Annotated in this window: 20 protein-coding genes and 2 riboswitches; of the genes, 16 read left to right on the top strand and 4 right to left on the bottom strand. The window is 64.7% G+C overall.

The genetic code is table 11. From position 1 onward, the window contains the following. Window positions 1–136 precede the first annotated feature (136 nt). The 3 genes from RS027_RS06825 (at window position 137) to RS027_RS06835 (ending at window position 2123) form a co-directional block, all read left to right on the top strand. Window positions 137–343 (top strand): cold-shock protein, encoded by a 207-nt coding sequence (locus tag RS027_RS06825; RefSeq protein ID WP_311950363.1) that lies wholly within the window; start codon window positions 137–139, stop codon window positions 341–343. A gap of 148 nt (window positions 344–491) precedes the next feature. Continuing rightward, complete coding sequence (locus RS027_RS06830; RefSeq protein ID WP_311955349.1) at window positions 492–1154, top strand: alpha/beta hydrolase; 663 nt, start codon at window positions 492–494, stop codon at window positions 1152–1154. Window positions 1155–1157: 3 nt separating this feature from the next. Further along, window positions 1158–2123, top strand: a complete 966-nt coding sequence (locus RS027_RS06835) for a YihY/virulence factor BrkB family protein (RefSeq protein ID WP_311955351.1) — start codon at window positions 1158–1160, stop codon at window positions 2121–2123. Window positions 2124–2183: 60 nt separating this feature from the next. On the opposite strand, the gene RS027_RS06840 is transcribed toward RS027_RS06835, so the two are convergent. Beyond that, on the bottom strand, window positions 2184–3602 hold the full coding sequence (locus RS027_RS06840; protein WP_311955357.1) for a PhoH family protein: 1419 nt from the start codon (window positions 3600–3602) through the stop codon (window positions 2184–2186). 217 nt (window positions 3603–3819) lie between these two features. On the opposite strand from RS027_RS06840, the gene ybaK reads away from it, so the two are divergent. The 5 genes from ybaK (at window position 3820) to RS027_RS06865 (ending at window position 9159) form a co-directional block, all read left to right on the top strand. Continuing rightward, entirely contained in the window at window positions 3820–4287 is a 468-nt protein-coding gene (gene ybaK, locus RS027_RS06845) for a Cys-tRNA(Pro) deacylase (protein ID WP_311955360.1), read from the top strand. Window positions 4288–4376: 89 nt separating this feature from the next. After that, window positions 4377–5792 carry an ATP-dependent RNA helicase DbpA gene (gene dbpA, locus RS027_RS06850; protein ID WP_311955362.1) on the top strand — a complete coding sequence of 472 codons (1416 nt, stop codon included), beginning with the start codon at window positions 4377–4379 and terminating at the stop codon, window positions 5790–5792. Between the two features lie 25 nt (window positions 5793–5817). After that, the gene (locus RS027_RS06855; RefSeq protein ID WP_311955365.1) at window positions 5818–6681 is read left to right on the top strand and encodes a PA4780 family RIO1-like protein kinase; all 864 of its coding nucleotides are present in this window, start codon (window positions 5818–5820) and stop codon (window positions 6679–6681) included. 24 nt (window positions 6682–6705) lie between these two features. Further along, window positions 6706–7233: a YgjV family protein gene (locus RS027_RS06860; protein ID WP_311955366.1), complete on the top strand. Its 528-nt coding sequence runs from the start codon at window positions 6706–6708 to the stop codon at window positions 7231–7233. Between the two features lie 39 nt (window positions 7234–7272). Continuing rightward, window positions 7273–9159: an ABC transporter ATP-binding protein gene (locus RS027_RS06865; protein ID WP_311955368.1), complete on the top strand. Its 1887-nt coding sequence runs from the start codon at window positions 7273–7275 to the stop codon at window positions 9157–9159. Here RS027_RS06865 and RS027_RS06870 read toward each other — a convergent pair. Beyond that, window positions 9156–9887 (bottom strand): YebC/PmpR family DNA-binding transcriptional regulator, encoded by a 732-nt coding sequence (locus RS027_RS06870; protein ID WP_311955370.1) that lies wholly within the window; start codon window positions 9885–9887, stop codon window positions 9156–9158. The two genes, RS027_RS06865 and RS027_RS06870, sit on opposite strands and share 4 nt — an antisense overlap. A gap of 144 nt (window positions 9888–10031) precedes the next feature. Beyond that, a riboswitch (TPP riboswitch) is annotated at window positions 10032–10130 on the top strand. Window positions 10131–10184: 54 nt separating this feature from the next. On the opposite strand from RS027_RS06870, the gene RS027_RS06875 reads away from it, so the two are divergent. Continuing rightward, window positions 10185–10991 (top strand): 3-oxoacyl-ACP reductase, encoded by an 807-nt coding sequence (locus RS027_RS06875; protein WP_311955372.1) that lies wholly within the window; start codon window positions 10185–10187, stop codon window positions 10989–10991. A 5-nt stretch (window positions 10992–10996) separates the two neighbouring features. After that, window positions 10997–12277, top strand: a complete 1281-nt coding sequence (locus RS027_RS06880) for an LLM class flavin-dependent oxidoreductase (protein ID WP_311955373.1) — start codon at window positions 10997–10999, stop codon at window positions 12275–12277. A gap of 161 nt (window positions 12278–12438) precedes the next feature. On the opposite strand, the gene RS027_RS06885 is transcribed toward RS027_RS06880, so the two are convergent. Next, window positions 12439–13890, bottom strand: a complete 1452-nt coding sequence (locus RS027_RS06885) for a sodium:solute symporter family protein (protein WP_311955375.1) — start codon at window positions 13888–13890, stop codon at window positions 12439–12441. Window positions 13891–13963: 73 nt separating this feature from the next. Further along, window positions 13964–14074: riboswitch (TPP riboswitch) on the bottom strand. 185 nt (window positions 14075–14259) lie between these two features. Here RS027_RS06885 and RS027_RS06890 point away from each other — a divergent pair. From RS027_RS06890 to RS027_RS06900, 3 genes are all read left to right on the top strand, one after another. Continuing rightward, complete coding sequence (locus tag RS027_RS06890) at window positions 14260–15720, top strand: catalase (protein WP_311955376.1); 1461 nt, start codon at window positions 14260–14262, stop codon at window positions 15718–15720. Window positions 15721–15887: 167 nt separating this feature from the next. Next, complete coding sequence (locus tag RS027_RS06895; RefSeq protein WP_311955378.1) at window positions 15888–16952, top strand: tellurite resistance/C4-dicarboxylate transporter family protein; 1065 nt, start codon at window positions 15888–15890, stop codon at window positions 16950–16952. Window positions 16953–16976: 24 nt separating this feature from the next. Then, window positions 16977–17594 (top strand): LysE family translocator, encoded by a 618-nt coding sequence (locus RS027_RS06900; RefSeq protein WP_311955380.1) that lies wholly within the window; start codon window positions 16977–16979, stop codon window positions 17592–17594. An 8-nt stretch (window positions 17595–17602) separates the two neighbouring features. Here the strand turns inward: RS027_RS06900 and RS027_RS06905 are convergent, their stop codons facing one another. Next, a complete protein-coding gene (locus tag RS027_RS06905; RefSeq protein ID WP_311955383.1) occupies window positions 17603–17989 on the bottom strand; it encodes a DUF7079 family protein in 387 nt (128 codons plus the stop codon). A 243-nt stretch (window positions 17990–18232) separates the two neighbouring features. On the opposite strand from RS027_RS06905, the gene fabV reads away from it, so the two are divergent. The 3 genes from fabV to RS027_RS06920 all read left to right on the top strand — a co-directional run bounded on the left by fabV (window position 18233) and on the right by RS027_RS06920 (window position 20823). Then, window positions 18233–19432 carry an enoyl-ACP reductase FabV gene (fabV, locus tag RS027_RS06910; protein ID WP_311955385.1) on the top strand — a complete coding sequence of 400 codons (1200 nt, stop codon included), beginning with the start codon at window positions 18233–18235 and terminating at the stop codon, window positions 19430–19432. A gap of 82 nt (window positions 19433–19514) precedes the next feature. Then, complete coding sequence (locus tag RS027_RS06915) at window positions 19515–19721, top strand: hypothetical protein (protein WP_311955387.1); 207 nt, start codon at window positions 19515–19517, stop codon at window positions 19719–19721. 124 nt (window positions 19722–19845) lie between these two features. After that, entirely contained in the window at window positions 19846–20823 is a 978-nt protein-coding gene (locus tag RS027_RS06920; RefSeq protein WP_311955388.1) for a GlxA family transcriptional regulator, read from the top strand. The last annotated feature ends 112 nt before the right edge of the window (window positions 20824–20935 follow it).

Consider the following 20935-nt stretch of genomic DNA (forward strand, 5'->3'; position numbering starts at 1 on the left):
AGTTGGTTAGCAAGTGGAACGTTGTCAGCAGCATCGAAGCGCCTCAAGCGTTGAGTCTGGTGAAAGTTTCTTGTTCTACCCACTGCAATTCGGGTATTTCCCGGCTCTATATTTCGCTACATCGAGGATTTCGATCATGGCAACTGGTACCGTTAAGTGGTTCAACGACACTAAAGGCTTCGGCTTCATCTCTCCGGACGACAACGGCGACGATCTGTTCGTACACTTCTCCGAAATTCAGGCTGAAGGCTTCAAATCCCTGCAGGACGGCCAGAAGGTTTCCTTCGACGTCACCCAGGGCAAGAAAGGCCTTCAGGCGTCCAACGTCGTAGCCGACGACTAAGCGCTACGCCGCTGACGGCCGGCCTCAGGCCGGCAAGATGAGAAAACCCCGCTACGGCGGGGTTTTTTGCTGTCCGGCTTTTGGCCGGTGCGGCATTGCGCTAGGGTAGCCTGGATAATGCGAGTCAAGAGGGGAGAGAAACAGAGCCATGACGCAACAAAGTGAGCTGATTATTGAGCCGTTGTCGGGGCGGCCGGCCAACGCCTGCGTGTTTATCCTGCACGGGCTGGGCGCCGACGGCTACGACTTTGAACCGCTGGTGCCCCAGCTTGACCTGCCCGCCGGCGCCGAGGTGCGCTTCATCATGCCCCATGCGCCGCGGCTGGCCGTGAGCGTCAATAACGGCATGACCATGCCGGCCTGGTACGACATTCTGTCCGTGGATCTGGGTCGCGAGCTGGATACCGGCCAGCTGGCAAGCTCGGCCGAGCGCATCCAGCGGCTGATGCGGGATCAGATCGAAGCGGGCATTGATAGCCGGCGCATCGTCGTCGCCGGATTTTCCCAGGGCGGGGCGGTGGCCTATCAGGCGGCGCTGACCTTTGATCAGCCGCTTGCCGGGCTGCTGGCGATGTCCACCTATCTGGCCGACCCCGACGTGCCGGGCCCGGGCGACGGCGCGGCGCTGCCTATTGAGGCGCACCACGGCACCGCCGACCCGGTGGTGCCCGAAAGCCTCGGCCGCCAGAGCGTTGAGATGCTGCGCGCGCTGGGCTACGCGGTGGAGTATCGCACCTATGACATGGCCCATGCGCTGTGCCCCGAGCAGATCGGCGATATCAACCGCTTTTTGGGCGCGCGGCTCGCGTAGGCGATGAGCGATGCATCGCGAGGGCGCAATGCCCGTCACCCCGAGCAGATCCCGCGCCGCGGCTGGCGCGACGTCGCCTGGCGCGTCTACCACGAGGCCGGGCAGGACCGCATTACCCTGCTGGCGGCGGGCGTGGCGTTCTACGCGCTGCTGGCGCTGTTTCCCGCCATTGCCGTGGTGGTCTCCGTCGGCGGGCTGTTGTTCGACCCCTATGAGGCGGGGCAGCAGCTGCGCGATCTCACTCGCTTCATGCCGCCGGACGCCGCCGGGCTGATTGCCCGCCAGGCGCAAAAAGTGGCCCAGAGCGCGGAGGAACGCAGCGGCGTGGCGGCGCTGATCAGCGGGGTGGTGGCCCTGTTTGTGGCGTCGAAAGGCGTACGCGGGCTGATCGCGGGGCTTAACGTGGTATACGGCGAAGGCGACAAGCGCAGCCGCATCAAGCGCAGCGCGATGGTGATGGCGATAACCCTGGGGATGATCGTGATGACGCTTTTGACCCTTGGGTTTATCGCGCTGGTGCCGTTTGGCATGGCATACATGCCGCTCTCGTCGCTCATGGAGCGGCTGCTTTACTGGCTGCGCTGGCCGGTTTTGCTGGTGGTGATGAGCCTGGGCATTGCGCTGCTCTACCGCTTTGCGCCGTACCGGCGGGCGCCGCGCTGGCAATGGCTGAGCGTGGGCACGCTGCTGGCGACGCTGCTGTGGCTGCTGGGCTCGGGCGGGCTTTCGCTTTACGCGCGGTATTTTTCCCGCTTCAGCGAGCTCTACGGCTCGCTCGGGGCGGTGGTGGTGCTGATGCTGTGGTTCTGGCTGTCGTCGTTCGTGGTGCTGCTGGGCGCCGAGGTCAACGCTCAGCTGGAGCGTCAAACCCGCCGGGATACTACCGTGGGCCGCGAGCGGCCCATGGGCAGCCGGCATGCCTACGCGGCGGATACGCTGGGCTCCAAGCATCCCTGGCACGGTCCCTGACCGCGCCGCGAGGCGAGCTGAGTGTGGTGAAAGTGAGTATGGCGAAAGCGGGGAAGACGCTTACAGCAGCGCTTCGGCGGCCAGCGCCAGGCGCGAACGCTCCACGCTTTTCAGCGTGATGTGGCCGGCGTGGGGCCAGTCGCGAAAGCGCTCGACCACGGCGGCCAGGCCGCAGGTGCTGGCGGTAAGATAGGGCGTGTCGATCTGGCCGACGTTGCCCAGGCAGACGATCTTGGTGTTATGCCCGGCCCGGCTGATCAGCGCCTTGAGCTGCTTGGGCGTGAAGTTCTGCGCCTCGTCGATGATCAGCAGGGTGTCGTTCAGGGTGCGTCCGCGCATGAAGCTCGGCGCGAGAATCTGCACCCGGGCGCCGATCAGCTCGCGGGTGGCCGCGTCTTCCCAGCTGGAGTCGCCGCTTTCATCGCGCAGCAGGTTGTCCATGTTGTCGTGAAAGGCGCCCATCCAGGGAGCCATCTTCTCTTCTTCGGTGCCGGGCAGGTAGCCGATGTCTTCGCCCATGGCGACGGGCGCGCGGGTAAACATGATGCGCTCGAAACGGCGCTGGTCCAGCGTCTGCTGAAACGCCGCCGCCAGGGTCATGAAGGTTTTGCCGGTGCCCGCATTGCCGGCGATGGTGACCAGGTCAATGTCCGGGTCCATGAGCAGGTTGAGGGTGAAATTCTGCCGGCTGTCGTGGGCGTGAATGCCCCAGATATCGCTGCGCCGGCGGTAGTCGTCCAGCGGCTCGAGGGTGGCCGAGCCCGGGCTGAGCTTACGCACCACGGCCTCGAAGCCGGCGCTGTTTTCGTCGTCGGCCACCAGCATCCCCGTATGCCAGGTCTCGGGAATATCCCCCTTCAACCGGTAGAAGGTGCGCCCGTCAGCGCGCTCGACGCTGACCTCAACGTTAAGGTGATCCCACAGCGGGGCGGCGTGTCCGTTGCGGGGATAGTCGCAGGGATAAACGGCGGCGCCCTCGCTCATGGCATCGCTGTCGTCGAAGGCGCGGTCGCCCAGGTAGTCCTCCACGGGGATGTTCCGAGCGGCGGCCTTGACGCGCAGGTTGATATCTTTTGTGACCAGGATCACCGAGGCGTCGGGGCGCTCGTCGCGCAGACGGGAGATTTCGGCCAGCAGGCGATTGTCGGCGCTGGCGTATAGCGGATCCTGCACTGCCAGATTGTCGTAGTATAAAAAGCGCAGCCGGCCGGACTCGCCCGCGGCGCGGGGCAGCGGAATGCCGCGGTCGATGTCGATAAAGCGGGTGTCCTGGGTCAGGTCCGACAGCGTGCGGCTGACCTGGCGTGCGCTGCGGGCAATATCGCGGTTTCCGTTCTTGTGCTTGTCCAGCTCTTCAAGCACCGTCATGGGAATCACCACGTCGTGTTCGTCGAAGTGGTAAAGCGCCGTGGGGTCGTGGATCAGTACGTTGGTGTCGAGCACGTAAAGCCGGCTGGCTTTCTTGTCGGGTTGATCCATGGATGGAAGCACTCCTGCACGGTGAGTAACGGCCGATAAACGGCGGTGTCATTTCCTGGCGATATACGGCGGTACGCTTTACCGGGTAGCGGGGTGAGTGGGCCCTTAGTGTCAGATAATACGCGATTTTTTTCCATACCCGGGGTGGGGCGACGGTGCTATGCACCGTTGGCAAAGCCCCGACCCGGCAGGATGCACCACCACGGAGGACAGGAATATGACACCGGCTGTCGACGCCGCCAAAAAGGCGCAGATCCGCTTTACCACCCACGCCTACGCCCACGACGAAAGTGCGGCGTCCTACGGGGTCGAGGCGGCCGAAAAGCTTGGCGTAGCGCCAGAAAGCATTTTCAAGACGCTGGTGGTCAAGCTCGACGGCAAGCGTCTGGCGGTGGGGCTTGTACCGGTGACCGGCAAGCTCGGTTTCAAGCTGATTGCCCGGGCGGCGGGGGCCAAAAAAGCCACCATGGCGTCGCCCGAGGAGGTTGAGCGCGCTACCGGCTACGTGCTGGGCGGGGTCAGCCCGCTGGGGCAGAAAAAGCGCCTGCCCACGTTCATCGATACCTCCGCCGAGGCGTTTTCGCACCTCCACGTCAGCGCCGGCCGGCGCGGGCTGGAAATCGCCCTGGCGCCGGCCGATCTCGCCGCGCTGACCCAGGCGGAATTTGTCCCGCTTGCCGTTTAGCCGGCGGCTTTTCTGGTAAGCTGCGGGGCATCCTGCCCCGGCACTGCCCCGGCAACTCCGGGCTTGCTTCCTATCTTCAGGTATTTTTCGTGTCGATCACTTCCTTTTCGCGTCTGGCTCTGCCAGGCGCTCTGCTGACGAATCTCGATTCGCTTGGCTACCGCGCCATGACGCCGGTGCAGGCGCAAGCGCTGCCCGCCGCCCTTGAGGGGCGGGACGTGCTGGCCCAGGCGCAAACCGGCTCGGGCAAAACCGCCGCCTTTGGCCTTTCGCTGCTGGCTCGTTTGGATTTAGCCGCATCCCGCGTCCAATCGCTGGTGCTGTGCCCCACCCGGGAGCTCGCCGATCAGGTAGCCGGGGCGCTGCGCACGCTTGCCCGCAAGCTACCCAATGTCAAGGTGCTCACCCTTTGCGGCGGGGCGCCCTTTGGCCCCCAGCTGGCCTCCCTGGAGCACGGTGCGCATATCGTCGTGGGCACGCCGGGGCGGGTGGAGGACCACCTGCGCAAGGGCACGCTCAGGCTGAATGGCCTGACGACGCTGGTGCTCGACGAAGCCGACCGCATGCTGGACATGGGCTTTCAGGCCGCCATTGACGATATCGTGGCGCAAACGCCCGCCCGCCGGCAGACGCTTTTATTCAGCGCGACCTATCCGGCCGACACGACCGAGGGCGGGCTCTCAGGCTTTACCCGGGGGCTTCTGCGCGAGCCGCATATCGTCCGGGTGGAAGACACCCACGACGACGCCACCATCGAGCAGCACTTTTATCGCGTGGATAAAGGGCGAACAATGGATGACGAGGCCGCACGTCTGGCCGCGCTGCGCCAGCTGCTGCTGCACTACCGGCCGGAAAGCGGCGTGGTGTTTTGCAACACCAAACGCGAGACGCGGCAGGTGGCGGACGACCTGAACGCCGCGGGAATGAGCGCGCTGGCGCTCAACGGCGACCTGGAGCAGAAGGACCGCGAACGTATTCTGGTGATGTTTGCCAACCAGAGCGTGACGCTGCTGGTGGCCACCGACGTCGCTGCCCGGGGGCTGGACATCGACGGCGTGGACGCCGTGTTCAACGTCGGCATTGCCCACGAACTTGACGTCCACACCCACCGCATCGGGCGCACCGGCCGGGCCGGCGAGCGCGGCGTGGCCTGTACGCTGGTAAGCGATCAAGAGCGCTATCGCCTGCTGCAGCTGAGCGAACAGCAGGGCGCGGAATACGAGCCCGAGCCGCTGCCCGAGGTGGCCGACCCCCGGCCGCTTGCCGCGCCCATGGCCACGCTGCAGCTGGGCGCGGGCAAAAAGGACAAGCTGCGCCCGGGCGATATTCTCGGCGCGCTGACAGGCGAAGGCGGCATCGCCGGCAGTCAGGTAGGCAAGATCAAGGTGCTCGCCCGCAGCGCCTACGTGGCGGTCGAGCGCAGCGTGGCCAGACAGGCGCTGGCCAAGCTTGAGCGCGATAAACTGAAAGGCCGTAACGTGCGCGCACGCCGCGTTAACGGCTAGGCTGAAGGAGCCAACGCAAGCATTTATGAAAATCCCCAAACGACTACAGCCGCTGATCGACGACGGCCTGATCAACGCGGTCGAGCAGCAGCTGATGAGCGGCAAGGAAGCCCAGGTGTACGTGGTGCGCTGCGGTGATGAGCGCCGCTGCGCCAAGGTGTTTAAAGAAGCCAAAAAGCGCAGCTTCAAGCAGGCGGTGCAGTATCAGGAAGGCCGCCGGGAGCGCAACAGTCGCCGGGCCCGGGCCATGGCGAAAAAGACCCGCTACGGCCAGCAGCAGCAGGAGCAGGCCTGGCTCACCGCCGAGGTCGATGCCCTCTACCGGCTGGCCGCTGCCGACGTGCGCGTGCCGCGTCCCCACGGCTTTGTCGACGGCGTGCTGCTGATGGACATGATCGTTGACGCCGACGGCGACGTGGCCCCCAGGCTTGACGACGTGGCGCTTGACGCCGACACCGCCCGGGACTACTACCAGAGCCTTTTGGGCGACGTGGTGAAGATGCTCTGCGCCGGGCTGATCCACGGCGACCTGTCCGAGTTCAACGTGCTCGAAGACGCCCAGGGCCCGGTGATCATCGATCTGCCCCAGGCCGTAGACGCCGCTGGCAACAACAGCGCCGAGGCGATGTTCAAGCGCGACGTCAACAACATGCGCGGCTACTTTGCCCGCTTTGCCCCGGAGCTTGGCGAGACCTACTACGCCGAGGAAATTTGGGCACTTTATGAAGCCGGCGAGCTGCATCCGGATTCACCGCTCACCGGCGAGTTTACCTTTGCCACCCACCTGGCCGACGTCGAGGAAGTGCTGGACGTGATCGACGACGCCAAAGAGGAAGAGGCCGAGCGCCTGGAGCGCCTGCGCGACGCCGAAGACGACAGATCCTGGTAGCTGTTATAAGGAGCACGCGGTCCCATGTACGACACCCTGAGCACGGTCGCCGGTCAGTTTTTTGGCCTGGTAGCGCTGATACTCAGCGTTCTGGCTTTTTCCAGCCGGCAGGACGATCGGCTGATGGTACTGATGCTCTCGGCCAACGTGGCCTTCGCTTTACAGTTCGCCATGTTTCAGAGCTGGACGGCCGCGGCGCTGTCGCTGCTGGTGCTTGCGCGCATTGAGCTTGCCCGCCGCTACCCGCGCAGCAAGGCGGCCATGGCCGCTGTGTTGACGGCAAGCATCGTGGCCGCCGTGCTTACCTGGCAAAGCCTTGCCGACCTGCCCGCCGTCGCGGCCATGGTGCTGGGGACGGTGAGTATGTTTCTGCTTCGCGGTATCCCCATGCGCGTTTTTTTGGGGCTAGGGGCGGTGGCCTGGACCCTTAGTCACCTCATCGTGGGGTCGGTTGGCGGCGCGCTGGCTGAAATGATGATCATTGTGACCAACGCCGTTACCGTGTATCGCCTTTATCGGGTCAGGCGGCGCTACCCGGGCGTGATCGATTAGCCGCTGAGGCGGATTGGTTTGTTTTCCACAGGAGAGTCCATGTTCAGGCGTGTGCTGAAGCCGCTGTTTGATTATTTTGAAACGCGCATCTATCCGTATCCCGAAGGCAGCGTGAGCACACCGCCCCGAGGGCTTTTGCCTTTCCTCTGGCACTTTTCGCGGCCTCTGTTACCCATGCTGTTGTGGATGTCGCTGGCAACCGCTTTGGTGTCGGCTTCCGAGGTGGTGTTTTTCCACTACATGGGCGAGCTGGTGGACTGGCTTTCAAGCGTCGAGCGCGACGGCTTCTGGCAGGCCCACGGCCTGAAGCTTATCGGGCTGGGGCTTTTGGTGCTGATCGGGCTGCCGCTGCTGGTACTTTTGCAGTCGCTGGTGACCAACCAGAGCATTTTCGGCAACTATCCGATGATCGGCCGCTGGATTTCCCACCGCCACATGCTCAGCCAGAGCCTCGCGTTTTATCAGGACGAGTTTGCCGGCCGCGTCTCCCAGAAGGTGATGCAGACCGCGCTTGCCATGCGCGAGACCGTCACCAAGGTGATGGATCTGCTGGTCTACGCCATCGTCTACTTTACCGGCGCGGCGTTTTTGCTGATGCAGGCGGATATCTGGCTGGCGGTGCCGCTGCTTGTGTGGCTGGTCGGCTATTTGGCCATCATGCGCTTTTTCGTCCCTCGCCTGCGCCGGGTGTCCATGGCCCAGGCCAACGCCCGGGCACAGATGACCGGCCGGGTGGTCGACAGCTACAGCAACATCCAGACCATCAAGCTCTTTGCCGACACCCGCCACGAGCAGAACTACGCCCGGGAAGCCATGCGCGGCTTCATGTCCACGGTGCACGGCCAGATGCGCCTGGTGACGCTGTTGAGCGTGTGTTTGACGCTGCTCAACACGCTGTTGCTGGTGGGCATGGCGGCGACGGTACTGGTGGCCTGGTATACCCAGGTCATCTCGCTTGGGGTGCTGGCCATTGCCATTGCTCTGGTGATGCGCGTGCGCTTCATGTCCGACTGGATTCTGGACGAAGTCGCCCGGCTGTTTGAAAACATCGGCACCGTCCAGGACGGCATGAACACCATTGCCAACACGCCCAAGGTGCAGGATGCGCCCGATGCCGGCGAGCTTGCCGTACCCCGGGGTGAAATCCGCTTTGAGGACCTGCACTTTGGCTACGTCGAGGCGGACGGCGACTACAAGGCGGTGTTCGACGGGCTGGATCTGACCATCGCCTCGGGAGAGAAGGTCGGACTTATTGGCCGCTCCGGCGCGGGCAAGTCGACCCTTGCCAACCTATTGCTGCGCTTTTTTGATCTTCAGGGCGGGGCGATTCGCATCGACGGGCAGAACATCGCCGAGGTTACCCAGTCCTCGCTGCGCCACCAGATCGGCATGGTTACCCAGGATACGTCGCTTCTGCACCGTTCGCTGCGCGACAACATCCGCTACGGCAGCCCCGAGGCCAGCGACGAGGCCATCTGGGCCGCGGTGCGCCAGGCACACGCTGACGAGTTCATTGATGATCTGGTAGACCCCCAGGGGCGGCGCGGGCTGGATGCCCACGTGGGCGAGCGCGGGGTAAAGCTTTCCGGCGGCCAGCGTCAGCGCATCGCCATTGCTCGGGTGCTGCTCAAAAACGCCCCCCTGCTGGTGCTGGACGAAGCCACCTCGGCGCTGGACTCCGAGGTCGAGGCGGCGATCCAGGAGCAGCTCGAGCACCTGATGCAGGGCAAGACGGTGATCGCCATCGCCCATCGGCTTTCTACCATCGCCATGCTCGACCGGCTGCTGGTGGTGGATGAGGGGCGCATTGTCGAGGCCGGCTCTCACAGTGAGCTGCTGGCCAGAGGCGGTATCTACGCCCGCCTGTGGAAGCACCAGTCGGGCGGATTCATCGGCCTTGATGAGAACGAGGAAGACGACGCCTAGGCGTTGTCTTCGGGCAGCTCGGCGCTGTGGTAGATGTTCTGCACGTCGTCGAGGTCGTGGAGCATCGCCAGCAGCTTTTCCAGCGCCGCCACGTCGTCGCCCTCCACCGGCGTGGTGGTCTGGGGGAGGAATTGGATATCGTCGGCCTCGAAGTCCAGCTCGCCGAAGGCGTCAACCAGTGCGGTGCGCGCCTTGGCGTATTCGGTGTGCGGGGCGAAAACGGTAATCTGCCCGTCTTCGCACTCGATGTCGGTAACGTCGACGTCGGCTGCCATCAGCGCTTCCAGCACGGCTTCTTCGTCCTCGCCGGCGAAGGCGAAAATCGCGCAGTGGTCGAACAGGTGGCTGACGCTGCCCGGGGTGCCGATCTTGCTCTTGGCCTTGGTAAAGCAGCCGCGAACGTCGCCGATGGTGCGGTTGGCGTTGTCGGTCAGGCACTCGATGATGAGCATCACGTTGCCCGGGCCGAAGCCTTCGTAGCGCGCCGGGGAGAAATCCTCGCCGCCGGCGCCGGCGGCCTTGTCCAGCGCCTTGTCGATGACGTGGGCGGGCACCTGATCCTTCTTGGCGCGGTCGAGCAGGCCGCGCAGCGCCAGGTTGCTGTGAGGGTCGGGGCCGCCGGACTTGGCGCAGACGTAAATCTCGCGCCCGTACTTGCTGTAGACCTTGGTCTTGGCATCGGCCGTTTTGGCCATGGATTCCTTGCGGTTCTGAAAAGCCCTACCCATGTTGCAGTCCTTGGTTGGTTCAACGCGGCGGCCGGGATCGGCACGGCATGGAGAACCCTTGATTTTACGCCACAACCGTCGGCGAGGCCATGCCGGGCCCCGCCGGTGCCTTGTTGGCCGTCGGCCAATGCGCTATGGTCAGCCCAGCATGACACGGGGTGCCCCGCCAACGGCGGGGCTGAGAGAACACCCGCCGAACCTGATCCAGTTCATACCGGCGAAGGGATGTCAGCGCAGTGCTCAGCCGAGCACCCGGCGTGCGCCCTTCGTTGCTACCGTTACGCTAAGGGCCACATCATGAGTGCTGCTACCGCTTCCCACGCTGTTTCTTCCTCTACTGCGCTGCCGCTCGACCAGCAGGTCGTGCTGGTCACTGGTGCCGGCCGCGGCCTGGGCGCAAGCCTGGCGCGGGCGTTTCTGAGCGCCGGCGCCCGGGTGGTGATCAACTATCGCCACAGCGCCGCCGGCGCCGAAGCCGTGGCTGCTGGCGCGCCCGATCGGGCGCTGGCGGTCCAGGCCGACGTCTGCGACGCCGCGGCCGTTAACGCCATGTTTGACGCCGCCGCCAGGCATTTCGGCGCGTCGGTGACCACGGTGATCAACAACGCGCTGCCGGACTTTTCGTTCAACGGCGACGACCGCCCGGACGCCGATTCGCTCACCTGGGAGCATCTGGAGCAGCAGTTCAGAGGGGTAAACCAGGGCGCGCTCAACGTCATTCAGGCGGCCCTTGCCGGCATGCGCGAGCAGGGCTTTGGCCGCGTGGTCAACGTCGGCACCAACCTCTTCCAGAACCCCATTGTGCCGTATCACGACTACACCGCGGGCAAGGCCGCGCTGCTGTCGCTGACGCGCACCTTCGCCCACGATCTGGGGCCGGACAACATCACCGTCAACATGATTTCCGGCGGGCTTCTGCGCACCACGGATGCTTCGGCCGCGACGCCGGACGAAGTCTTTGACCTGATTGCCGCCAACACGCCGCTGCGCCGGGTGGTCACCCCGGATGAGTTCGCCGACGCCGCGCTGCTGTTTGCCTCGCCCTGGAGCCGGGCGGTCACCGGGCAGAATCTGGTGGTCGACGGCGGACTGGTGAAAAACTGATGTCCATGCACCTGAATCTTTTCATCATGGGCTGCGGCCACCACCGGGCCGCCTGGCGCCACGCGGATTCCGCCGCCGAGAAAATGGGTGATATTCGCCACTTCGAGGCGCTGGCGCGCACCGCCGAGCGGGGCAAGTTCGACGCCGTCTTCTTCGCCGATGGCCATGCCGCGGGCAACGTCGCCGGCGGGCCGCTGTGGTTTCTGGAGCCTTTGACCGCGCTTTCCGCCATGGCCCGGGCCACCGAGCACATCGGCCTGATCTCCACCGTGTCGAGCACCTTCTATACGCCTTTTCACGCCGCCAGGCTGCTCGCGTCGCTGGATCATATTTCCGACGGGCGCATGGGCTGGAACCTGGTCACCTCGATGTTCGACACCGAGGCGCGCAACCATAGCTACAAGGCCATGCCGCCCCATGCGGAGCGCTACGCCCGGGCCGAGGAGTTTGCCGATACGATGCTGGCGCTGTGGGACAGCTGGGGCGACGACGCCCTGACGCTTGACCGCGCCGGCAACTTCGCCGACCCGAACAGGGTGTGCCCGATCAACCACCGCGGCGAGCATTTTTTGGTGGACGGCCCGCTCACCGTGCCGCGCTCGCCCCAGGGCCGACCGGTGCTGTTTCAGGCCGGCGCCTCCGATCAGGGCCGCGACCTGGCCGCGCGCTACGCCGAGGCGATCTACGCCGTGGCCTACGACCTGGCATCGGCGCAGGATTACTACCGCGATATTCAGGCGCGGGTAGCCGCCGCCGGGCGGCCGCCGGTGCCGATCATGCCGGGGCTTGTCACCTACGTGGGTTCCACCATGGACGAGGCCCGGGCCCGCCAGCGCGAGCTCGATAAGCTGCTGCCCACCGCGGATTCGCTCCATCAGCTGGGCACCTTCATCGGCCAGGACTGCAGCGACTGGGAGCTGGACGCGCCGATGCCCGAGCTTCCGCTGCTTGAAGACTTCACCGGGCCCAAGGGGCGATACGCGACGATTCTGCGCATTATCGAGTGCGAACAGCCCACGCTTCGCCAGCTGCTTGGCCGCCTTGCCGCCGGTGGCGGGCACTGCACCATGATCGGCACGCCGGAGAGCATCGCCGACGAAATGCAGCGCTGGGTGGAAAACGGCGGCGCCGACGGCTTCAATCTGATGCCGCCGTCGCTACCCTCGAGCATCGACGACTTCGTCGACCAGGTGGTGCCGGTGCTGCAAAAGCGCGGGCTCTTCCGCCGGGAATATACGGAGACAACCCTGCGCGGGCATTTGGGGCTTGAACGCCCGGGGGCGTGAGGCGTTGCATTCTTGTGTCTGTGCCGTCGCGAACGCTGTTTGCATCTGTGTCATTGCGAGCGTAGCGAAGCAATCTCGGGGTTCTTGCCAGCGGCACCGTAAGGAGACCGCCGCGCTGTCGCTCGCGGTGACACGTAGCGAAAGCGCGGCATGAATCATGGCTACGACTGCCGCCCAAAGCGGCGCACCAGCGTCGCCAGGCGGGCGAAGTTGTAGTGCTCGCGGGCGGGCATCGCGCGCATCAGCACGAGAGAGACGGCCACCGGGACGAGCGCGGCGAGCAGAAAGCTTTCCAGAAGCGTCTCGGTGCCGGTGCCCGGGGAAGGGAAGACGGCAAGCCCCGCGACCAGCCCGCAGGCGGTGCTGATCACGGCCTGAAGGCCGCTGTAGCGGCGGCTGAACAGGCCGAAAAATACCGGAAACGCCGCCGCCGAACACAAAAGGTCGGCGAGCAGAAACAGGTAGAGCACGCTGAAACCCTGGGCGGCGACCCAGGTGATCGGCACCGCGGCGGCGACGATCAGCCAGCGGGCCAGACGCATCAGCGTGACTTCGCTTGCCTTCGGCAAAAGCCGGTGCATGTCCACGGCGATAATGCTTGAGGTGGCGTTGATGGTGGAGTCGGCGCTGCTCATCACCAGCGCCAGCCCCAGCGGAATCAGCGCCAGCGCAAACCACAGCGGCACGCTGTCCAGCAGCACGCTGAACAGCGCCACCGAACCGTCGCCTTCCAGACCCAGCCCCACAAAGGCCAGCCCGAAAAGCCCCATCATGACGATGATTGGCAGATTCAAAAGCCCGCTGATCCAGAAGCTTCTGCGCAGCACCCGGACGTTTTTCGCCGCGTAGATGCGCTGCCAGGTGCCCTGATAGAAAAGCCCGGTAAGTACCACGGCGATAAAGAACGTCAGCCCCGCGCGAACGCCGCCGGCGTCGGTCATGTCTAGCAGCTGTGGCGCGTGTTGGGTAAGCCCGTCAAGGGTCGGAGCTGCGCCGCCGGCGGCCTGCCAGCCGAAGAACAGCAGGCAGGCGAGCAGCGGTAGAATCACCACCATCTGCACCTTGTCGGTGAAGATCGATGCGCGCAGGCCGCCGTAAAAGGTGTAGAGCACCGTGGCCAGCATCACCACGCCGGCGGTGAGCCACAGCGGGATGGGGGCCAGCAGTGTGACCATCCGGGCCACGGCGGTGAGGCTCGCGGCCAGGGAAATGAACAGATAAAACAGCATGATCGAGAGCGTAAAGGCGTACATGACGCGACCGTAGCGGTGGATCACAAATTCGGTCAGGCCGTGGCCTTCGGGGATCAGCTCGCGCATGCGCCGGCCGAGCGGAATCATGATCAGCCGGGGCACGCAGGAGCCCAGGGCATAGCCCAGCAGCGCGCTGATGCCGCCCCAGGTGGCGGCCTGGGCGGGGCCGAAAAGTACCCAGGTGCCAAGCGTGGTGGCCAGCAGGGTGCTCACCGTGGCGCGGGTGCTTTGGGTATTGCGCGCGGCGATGTAGGTATCCAGGTCGTCGCGCTGGCGTCGGGCATAAAGCAGGCCGGGAACGGCAAAGGCAGCGGCGCAGAACGAAAGCCAAAGGGCCGTCCAGACGGGATCAAGCAGCATGGTGAAACGTCCTCTATCCTTGTGGCGGCCGGGTCTTGGGCGGGCGTCTGGCAGACGACAGGGAAGAGGCGAGGTGGCGTGTGCTTTCCTTCCCTTCGCCGGTATGACCCGGATCAGGTTCGAAGGGTTACCGGCGCGGAAAGCGGCGGATTCTCAGCCCGTTAGGGCTCCCCCAGGAGAAGCTAGAGCCTAGGCAGGCGCGGCGACGTTGTCAAACTGCCTTTTGGGCTATCAGCAGAAGGTGGCTGCAAGTTTTTAGCTATCGGCTATCGAAAGGATAGCGCACTTTTTGGCGGAAAAAGGGTAGTCTGTGGGTATGGCAGCGGCAACCGGCTGCCTGGCGACAATGACCCACAAGGAGGCGCTAACGTGTCCGACGACAATCGCAAGCCGACCACTACCGATGCCGGCATTCCCGTGGCCAGCGACGAACATTCGCTGACCGTGGGGCCGAACGGTCCCATCGTGCTTCACGATCACTACCTGATCGAGCAGATGGCCCAGTTCAACCGCGAGCGCATTCCCGAGCGCCAGCCCCACGCCAAGGGCAGCGGTGCCTTCGGCCGCTTTGAGGTGACGGAAGACGTCAGCCGTTACACCCGGGCGGCAGTGTTTCAGCCGGGCACCCAAACCGAGGTGCTGATGCGCTTTTCCACCGTGGCCGGCGAGCGCGGCAGCCCGGATACCTGGCGCGATCCCCGGGGTTTTTCCATCAAGTTCTACACCAGTGAAGGCAACTACGACATGGTGGGGAACAACACCCCGGTATTTTTCATGCGCGACCCGATGAAGTTTCAGCACTTCATCCGTTCGCAGAAGCGCCGGGCAGACAACAACCTGCGCGACCACGACATGCAGTGGGATTTCTGGTCGCTGTCGCCGGAGTCGGCCCATCAGGTGACCTGGCTGATGGGCGACCGCGGCATTCCCAAAACCTGGCGCCACATGAACGGCTACTCAAGCCACACCTATATGTGGGTAAACGCCGAGGGTGAGAAGTTTTGGGTCAAGTACCACTTCAAGACCGATCAGGGCATCGAGTGCCTGACCCAGGAAGAGGCCGATCGCCTGGCCGGGGAAGACAGCGACTATCACATGCGCGATCTCTATACCGCGATTGACCGGGGCGATTATCCCAGCTGGACGCTGTACATGCAGGTCATGCCGTTCAAGGACGCCGAGACCTACCGCTTCAACCCGTTCGATCTGACCAAGATCTGGCCCCATGAGGACTACCCGCTGATCAAGGTGGGCAAGCTTAAGCTGGATACCAATCCCGTGGATAACCACGCCCAGATCGAGCAGGCGGCGTTCGAGCCCAATAACCTGGTGCCGGGCATCGGGCTATCTCCGGACAGAATGCTGCTGGCCCGGGGCTTTTCCTACGCCGACGCGCACCGTGCCCGGCTCGGCACCAACTATAAGCAGATTCCGGTCAACGCGCCCAAGGTGCCGGTAAATAGCTACACTAAGGACGGCGCCATGCAGATGCGCACGGTGTCCGATCCGGTGTACGCGCCCAACTCCAAGGGCGGCCCCCAGGCCGACGGCGAGCGCTACCCCGACGACACCACCTGGGAGACCGACGGCGACATGGTGCGCACGGCCTACACGCTGCGCCGGGACGATGACGACTTTGGCCAGGCCAATGCCCTGGTCAACCAGGTGATGGACGAGGCCGCTCGGGAACGCTTGGTGAACAACGTCACGGGGCATTTGCTGGACGGCGTCACCGAGCCGGTGCTCGAGCGCGCCTTCGACTACTGGCGCAACGTCGACGCCGACATCGGCGAGCGCATCGCCCGGAACGTGCGCGAGAAGCAGGGGTAAGCCTCCGAGCGCTACACAAGCGCTAACGCATACTGAGCGGCCCGCCGGCGACTGCCGGCGGGTTTTTTTGTGGCTGGCGCGGCAATTGCGGACGGGGTTTGGTCAGCGCCGGGTAGCGGCGCATAATAATGGCGACAGGCGCCGAATCATCATTCAGGGAGAGCAGCGTGGGACATTATCAAGCCGGAAGCCGGCACTGGCTTCAGGCACTGGAAGCGCTGTCGCCGGCGTATTTTGGCCTGATCATGGCAACGGGGATTGTATCGCTGGCGGCCCACTTCATGGGACGGCCGGTGATCGCCGGCGCGCTCTTTGTCCTTAACCTGGCGGCCTACCCGCTGCTGTGGGGGCTTTATGCCTTGCGCCTGTGGCGCTTTCCCTGCCGGGTGGTCAGCGACCTGACCAGTCACCAGAGCGCCTCGGGCTTTTTCACCCTGGTGGCGGCGTCCTGCGTGCTGGGCAGCCAGTGCCTGCTGCTGACCGGCTGGTACGCGCTGGCGCTTGCGCTTTGGGGAGTGGCGCTGGTGCTGTGGCTGGCGCTGACTTATACCATCTTCACCGCCTTTACTATCAAGGAGCACAAGCCGGCGTTTGAGGAAAGCATCAGCGGCGGCTGGCTGTTGGCCGTGGTGGCCACCCAGTCGATTGCTCTGCTGGGGGCTTTGCTGGCTGCCAACATGCCTTCGCCGTATCGGCTAGAGGTCAATTTCCTCGCGCTGTCCATGTGGCTGTGGGGCGGGATGCTCTATATCTGGATGATGTCGCTGATCTTTTACCGCTACAGCTTCTTCCATTTCTCGCCGGGGGATCTAGCGCCCCCGTACTGGATCAACATGGGCGCCATGGCGATTTCCACCCTGGCCGGTTCCCAGCTGATCCTCAACGCCCCGGACGCGCCGTTTCTGCTCTCGCTGCGCCCGTTTCTCAAGGGCTTTACCGTGTTTTACTGGGCCACCGGTACCTGGTGGATCCCCATGCTGCTGATCCTTGCGGTGTGGCGCTATGTGTACAAGCGTTTTCCGCTGCGTTACAACCCGCTTTACTGGGGCGCGGTGTTTCCGCTGGGCATGTACGCCGCGAGCACCCACAACATGCAGCGTGCCCTTGCCATGCCGTTTCTGGATACGCTGGCGACCGTGTTTTTATACGTGGCGCTCACCGCCTGGGCGGTGACGTTTTTCGGCCTGTGTCGGCGGCTGACGCGCACGCTGCTACCGGTTGGGCAGCCATAACCGAAAGTTTTTCAAGGAGACAGGATGCCGATTTCACTGTGGCTGTCGCTGGCCGCGATCTGCGCTGCCGGGGCGATGTCGCCGGGGCCGAGCCTGGCGCTGGTGCTGCGCCATACCCTGGGCGGTGGCCGAGCGCCGGGAGTCGTGGCAGGTCTGTTTCACGCCCTGGGCGTGGGATTTTATGCGCTGCTCACGGTGCTGGGGCTGGGGGCGCTGATGGCGCGCTTTCCGCTGCTGTTCGAGGGCGTTACCGTGGCGGGTGCCGGGTATCTTGCCTGGCTTGGGGTCAAGGCGCTGCGCGCGGGCAGGGCAGCGGCGTTTGATCCGCAAACGGCGGCCACCACCCGGCGCCAGGCGGCCCGGGAAGGCGTGCTGGTGGCCCTGGCCAATCCCAAGCTGATCCTGTTTTTTATCGCGCTGCTGAGCCAGTTCGTGCATCCGGAAATGAGCGCCGCCGCCCGGGCGATTATCGTCGCCACGGCCATGATCATCGACGGGGCCTGGTACGTACTGGTGGCGGTGGCGCTGTCGCAGTCTCGGGTGCTCGAGTGGCTGCGGCTGCGCTCGCACTGGATCAACCGCGCCACCGGCGTGATACTGATCGGGCTTGCGCTGCGCGTGGTCTGGGGGCTTTGGGCCTGAGCGCGGCGTCAGGCCGCTTCGCCCCGGGCGACCATGAGCCGGGTCATCAGCTCGTGCCAGCGGTGGCGCACCATCATGGTGGTAAGCCCCGAGAACAGAGCCCAGCCCTTGCGCCGCCAGCCTTTCAGCCGCAGGTTGTGCCCCACCAGCTGCTTCATCAGTCGGTAGTCGTCGAACTGGCGCCACTCGCTGGTAATCGACAGCTGATGGCGCGACATCACCGGGGCCAGCTCCAGGCGGAAAATCCACTCAAGCTCGTGCAGGCTGAGCCCGTGATGCTCGATGGTGTTGACCATGATTGCGTAGTCGCGCTCGCCGGGCTCGCGGTCCAGCCACAGCGGCGCCAGGGCAAGCCATAGATCGCCGCGTTCGTCGACCAGTTGCTGTGCGTTCATGCGCACCTCTTCAGTGCCTTGTCGCCAAGGCGTGGCAAAGTGAAAGGCCCCAAGGCGTTCGCTCAAGGCAGCCTGTTGCAGGATGCAGCGTATTGTCGTGCCGGCCCCGGGGCAGTCGCAAGGGCCGCCGGAGTAGCGCCGGCGCCGCATGGCATGCTTCAATCGTGCCTATTGTCATGATACCCGCTAGCGGGATATCCCTCATCATGGTTTTTTCACCAGGGCTTAACAGCGAGGTTTTACGTGATTATCACACCCAAGGTACGCGGCTTCATCTGCACCACGACGCATCCCAAAGGCTGCGAGCAGAACGTGCGCGAGCAAATCGAAGCGACCCGGGCGCGCGGTCTGGATAAAAGCCAGGGGCCGAAAAAGGTGCTGGTGGTCGGCGCATCCAGCGGCTACGGCCTGGCGGCGCGGGTGACCGCGGCCTTTGGCTACGGCGCCGATACCCTGGGCGTATTCTTTGAAAAGCCCGGTACCGAGAAGCGCCCCGGCACCGCCGGCTGGTACAACTCGGCGGCGTTTGACAAGTTCGCCAAGGAAGAAGGGCTCTACAGCAAGGCGATCAACGGCGACGCTTTCTCCCACGAGGCCCGGGAAAAGGCCATCGAGCTGATCAAGCAGGATCTGGGCGAGGTGGATCTGGTGGTCTACTCGCTGGCGTCACCGGTGCGCAAGCTGCCCGACAGCGGCGAGGTCAAGCGCTCGGCGCTCAAGCCCATCGGCGACGTCTACCGCGCCACGGCGATCGACACCAACAAGGATGCGATCATCGAAACCGAAGTCGAGCCCGCTACCCAGCAGGAAATCGACGACACCATCGAAGTCATGGGCGGCGAAGACTGGGAGCTGTGGATCCAGGCGCTGGACGAGGCCGGGGTGCTGGCCAAGGGCGCCAAAAGCGTGGCCTTCAGCTACATCGGCACCGAGATCACCTGGCCGATCTACTGGCACGGGGCGCTGGGCCGCGCGAAGGAAGACCTGGATCGCGCCGCCGGCGAGATCGACAAGCGCCTGAGGCAAAGCGGCGGCGGTGCCAACGTCGCGGTGCTGAAGTCGGTGGTTACCCAGGCAAGCGCGGCGATTCCGGTGATGCCGCTCTATATCGCCATGGTTTATCGCATCATGAAGGAAGAAGAGCTCCACGAAGGCACCATCGACCAGCTCAACCGCCTGTTCGCCGAGCGCCTTTACGCCGAGGGCCCCGTGGAGACCGACGACCAGGGCCGCCTGCGCATGGACGACCGGGAGCTGCGCGACGATATTCAGCAGTCGTGCAAGGCGCTGTGGCCGGAGGTTAATACCGACAACCTGTTCGAGATCACCGACTACGCCGGCTACAAGCACGAGTTCCTCAAGCTGTTCGGCTTCGAGCGCGACGACGTCGACTACGACGCCGACGTCAGTCCGGTGGCGGAGTTCGACGTGGTGAGTCTATAGTAGAAGTAGCGCCTCGGACTTTTCCCGGTACGGCGTGATTCCTGTGCGGCCGGCTCCGCGCCGGCCCTCTGAAGGAGGCGTCATGGATACTCGAGAAAGCAAGACCCGCGAAGAGCAGGAAGAGCTGGTCAAAGGGCAGCGCGAACCCGAGCACGGCGTCGATTCGCATCCCGAAGAGCAGCCGGAAGCCAAGCGCTCGTCTCGCGGCATGCACCGGCTGATACCCATAGCGGTCGCGGTGGCCGTGGTGTTGATCCTCGCGTTCTGGCTGTTTGGCGGCACTCGCTAGCCCGCCGTTCACCTTCCTCTTGCCCCGGGCCCGGCCCGGGGCGTTCCTTCCGGCCGCTTCGTGCGCCTGCGATCAGTCGCCGAATGGCGTAAGATGAAGCTTTGCCGAGCTTAAATGATGCGCCATGCCTGACCGTCACGCCGTTGCCCTGCCGGCCAATGCCCGCTGCCGGGTTGCGTTTTTGCTGCTGCCCGGATTTTCGCTGCTGGCCCACGCCTGCGCGCTTGAGCCGCTGCACATGGCCAACCAGCTCAGCGGGCGCATGCTGTATCTGACGCGTACGGTAGGGCTTGAGGCAGCTGCGGTACGCAGCGCGGGCCAGCTGGAGCTCACCATCCCCGAAGGGCTGGAGGCGCCGCCGGACGCTATCGACCTGCTGCTGGTGTGCGCGCCGACGCCGCTTTCCTACCCGCTGCCGGCGCGGCTGAACGACTGGCTGCGGCGCCTGGACGGCCGCCGGGTGCTGCTGGGCGGCATTGCCGGTGGCACCGAAGTGCTGGCGCGCTGCGGGCTGCTGGAAGGCTATCGCGCCACGCTCCCCTGGCCGCGCTTTGACGCCTTTGCCCAGGCGTACCCCGAGGTGGCGCTGTCGCGCCAGCTGTACGAGCTTGACCGCCGCCGGCTGACCTGCGGCGCGGGCACCGCCGCGCTTGACATGATGCTGATGCTGATCGCCCTGACGCACGGCGCTGGCCTTGCCGGCGAGGTCGCCGAACATCTGGCCTGCGAGCGCATCCGCCCGGCCGGCGAGCACCAGCACGTACCGCTGCAAAACGGCTTCAGCCACGCGCCGGAGAGCCTGCGCGACGCCGTGGCGCTAATGGAAGCCAACGTCGAGGAGCCGCTTACCGCCCTGGAGCTTTCCGAGCACCTGGGGATTTCCCGCCGCCAGCTGGAGCGACTGTTCAAAAAGCACCTGCAGACGGTGCCCAGCCGCTACTACCTGGATCTGCGTCTGCAGCAGGCGCGCCGGCTGCTGCGCCAAAGCGAGCGCCCGGTGGGCGATATTGCCCTGGTCACGGGGTTTTCGTCCGGGGCGCACTTCTCTACCGCCTACCGCCAGCGTTTTGGCCTGGCTCCGCGGGAGGAGCGGCTGCTCTAACGTGTACGGACGTCAGGGCGCTTTTCACAACTTGGCGTCACATTCGTGAAAGCATGGCGCCAGCCTCGCCCCGTATACTGACTTTATTCAACCCGGACAAAAAACGGAGAGA

Origin of the sequence: Halomonas garicola (assembly GCF_031935715.1) — a bacterium.
In the GTDB taxonomy this organism is placed as follows: domain Bacteria; phylum Pseudomonadota; class Gammaproteobacteria; order Pseudomonadales; family Halomonadaceae; genus Vreelandella; species Vreelandella garicola.

Excerpts from the sequence above, each read along its gene's own strand:
- RS027_RS06885 (WP_311955375.1), bottom strand. The coding sequence starts at position 13,890 with ATGCTGCTTGATCCCGTCTGGACGGCCCTTTGGCTTTCGTTCTGCGCC.
- RS027_RS06825 (WP_311950363.1), top strand. The coding sequence starts at position 137 with ATGGCAACTGGTACCGTTAAGTGGTTCAACGACACTAAAGGCTTCGGC.
- RS027_RS06875 (WP_311955372.1), top strand. The coding sequence starts at position 10,185 with ATGAGTGCTGCTACCGCTTCCCACGCTGTTTCTTCCTCTACTGCGCTG.
- RS027_RS06860 (WP_311955366.1), top strand. The coding sequence starts at position 6,706 with ATGTACGACACCCTGAGCACGGTCGCCGGTCAGTTTTTTGGCCTGGTA.
- RS027_RS06920 (WP_311955388.1), top strand. The coding sequence starts at position 19,846 with ATGCCTGACCGTCACGCCGTTGCCCTGCCGGCCAATGCCCGCTGCCGG.
- RS027_RS06915 (WP_311955387.1), top strand. The coding sequence starts at position 19,515 with ATGGATACTCGAGAAAGCAAGACCCGCGAAGAGCAGGAAGAGCTGGTC.
- RS027_RS06865 (WP_311955368.1), top strand. The coding sequence starts at position 7,273 with ATGTTCAGGCGTGTGCTGAAGCCGCTGTTTGATTATTTTGAAACGCGC.
- RS027_RS06870 (WP_311955370.1), bottom strand. The coding sequence starts at position 9,887 with ATGGGTAGGGCTTTTCAGAACCGCAAGGAATCCATGGCCAAAACGGCC.
- RS027_RS06880 (WP_311955373.1), top strand. The coding sequence starts at position 10,997 with ATGCACCTGAATCTTTTCATCATGGGCTGCGGCCACCACCGGGCCGCC.
- RS027_RS06830 (WP_311955349.1), top strand. The coding sequence starts at position 492 with ATGACGCAACAAAGTGAGCTGATTATTGAGCCGTTGTCGGGGCGGCCG.
- RS027_RS06840 (WP_311955357.1), bottom strand. The coding sequence starts at position 3,602 with ATGGATCAACCCGACAAGAAAGCCAGCCGGCTTTACGTGCTCGACACC.
- RS027_RS06900 (WP_311955380.1), top strand. The coding sequence starts at position 16,977 with ATGCCGATTTCACTGTGGCTGTCGCTGGCCGCGATCTGCGCTGCCGGG.
- ybaK (WP_311955360.1), top strand. The coding sequence starts at position 3,820 with ATGACACCGGCTGTCGACGCCGCCAAAAAGGCGCAGATCCGCTTTACC.
- RS027_RS06905 (WP_311955383.1), bottom strand. The coding sequence starts at position 17,989 with ATGAACGCACAGCAACTGGTCGACGAACGCGGCGATCTATGGCTTGCC.
- RS027_RS06835 (WP_311955351.1), top strand. The coding sequence starts at position 1,158 with ATGAGCGATGCATCGCGAGGGCGCAATGCCCGTCACCCCGAGCAGATC.
- RS027_RS06855 (WP_311955365.1), top strand. The coding sequence starts at position 5,818 with ATGAAAATCCCCAAACGACTACAGCCGCTGATCGACGACGGCCTGATC.